Origin of the sequence: Bradyrhizobium sp. 23 (assembly GCF_023073295.1) — a bacterium.
Taxonomy (GTDB): domain Bacteria; phylum Pseudomonadota; class Alphaproteobacteria; order Rhizobiales; family Xanthobacteraceae; genus Bradyrhizobium; species Bradyrhizobium canariense_D.
Genome location: NZ_JADPJF010000103.1, coordinates 271,032 through 272,602, shown reverse-complemented (window position 1 = coordinate 272,602; position 1,571 = coordinate 271,032). Strand labels below are relative to the sequence as shown.

The following is a 1,571-nucleotide window of genomic DNA, read 5'->3' as shown; positions in this document are numbered from 1 at the left end:
CCATCCAGTACGCCGCGGCGGTAATTGTGAGAGCGAGTCGCCTAACGCAGGCCTCTGGAATACTGGGTCGCCCGGTCGAGCCGGGCGACGACGAGAGGAGAGAGCGTAGTCTCCTCAATCCTTGCGAAACACGATCGAAGCCATCCATCCCGTCATCAGCGCCATCGCGGCGGTGACGAGGCCGTAGATCAGGCCGTTCTGCCGCGCGGTGGTGGCGACGAACTGCTCGAAGCCGACCTTGACGATCTCGAACGCGGTCTCGGTCTTGCCGATGAACGCGCCGTCGGCAAACAGCTTGATCTCCACCTCGTAAGTGCCGATCGGCACCTCCGCCGGCAGCGGAATGCCGGTGCGGAACAGCGTCGGCGTCAGGAATGTCACCGCGCTCGGATCCTCGCGGTAGAGACCGCGCTGGGTGCGCAGGCGGATGAAGGCGGAGCGGAACACGTCGTTAGGCACCACATCGGCATAGTCGCCGCTGACACGCTGGGTCAGCAGCACGTTGTTAAGCCCGATCTGCTGACGCCGCGCGATCTCGGGCGAGGTGATGACATCGAAGGAGCGGTTGGCAAATAGCGCGAGATAGCTCGGCACCTCCAGGAACTGGCGGTAGTCGGTGTTGATCCAGATCCCGAAGGTGCGCTCCTTGCGCCGCGTCACCATCTCGGCGCGCGGGCCCATCACGGTGACGACGAGATCGTAGCTCTTGCGATCGGCGGGCGTGGAGGCGTCCTTCTCGACCGAGCCGAACAGCACCAGCTCCTCGCCGGAATAATTCGGCGTCACCGTGACGCGATGGTTGGAGACCGACACGATCAGCCGCTCGGCGCGTGCGACGGAGCCGAGCAGCAGAACGAGCAGGACCGCGAGAGCTGTGCGCATCATCCGTTCACCCCCAGCTCGCGGATGGTGAAGAGGTCTTCGGGCCGGATCACCAGCTCGATGGCGAAGCGAACGCCGACCGAGAGGATCAAGAGGCCGAGCAGCAGCCGCAGCTGCTCGCCGCGGATCTTCTGACCGGCGCGTGCGCCGAACTGCGCGCCGGTGACACCGCCGACCATCAGGATCAGCGCCAGCACCGCGTCGACGAGGTGATTGGTCACCGCATGCAGCAGGGTCGCAAACAGCATCGTGACCAGCGTCAGGACCATCGAGGTGCCGATCACCGTCGAGGTCGGCACCCGCAGCAGATAGATCATGATCGGCACCAGGATGAAGCCGCCGCCGATGCCCATGATGGCGCCGATGAAGCCGATCAGGACGCCGATGATCACGACCGGAATGACCGAGAGGTATATCTTGGAACGCTTGAACCGCATCTTCAGCGGCAGGCCATGGATCCAGTTGTGGGTGCGTCGTGGCGGCACCGCGCCGCGCCGGGTCCGCATTAGGGCGCGCAGGCCTTCGGAGAACATCAGGCTGCCGACGGTGGTGAGCAGCACGACGTAGGACAGTGCGATCATCAGATCGAGCTGGCCGAGCGCACGCAGCTGCGTGAAGGTCCACACGCCCAGCGCCGTCCCGGTCACGCCGCCGCATAACAGCACGCTTGCCAGCGCCGGGTCGATCGC

General features: G+C 65.1%; 2 protein-coding genes. Both read right to left on the bottom strand.

What is annotated here, in order from left to right:
• Window positions 1-114: 114 nt before the first annotated feature.
• Window positions 115-885, bottom strand: a complete 771-nt coding sequence (locus tag IVB32_RS26360; RefSeq protein ID WP_018460023.1) for a TIGR02186 family protein — start codon at window positions 883-885, stop codon at window positions 115-117.
• Window positions 882-1,571, bottom strand: a 690-nt coding sequence (locus IVB32_RS26355) for a sulfite exporter TauE/SafE family protein (protein ID WP_247411810.1), incomplete at its 5' end; no start/stop codon positions are given. The genes IVB32_RS26360 and IVB32_RS26355, both read right to left, overlap by 4 nt.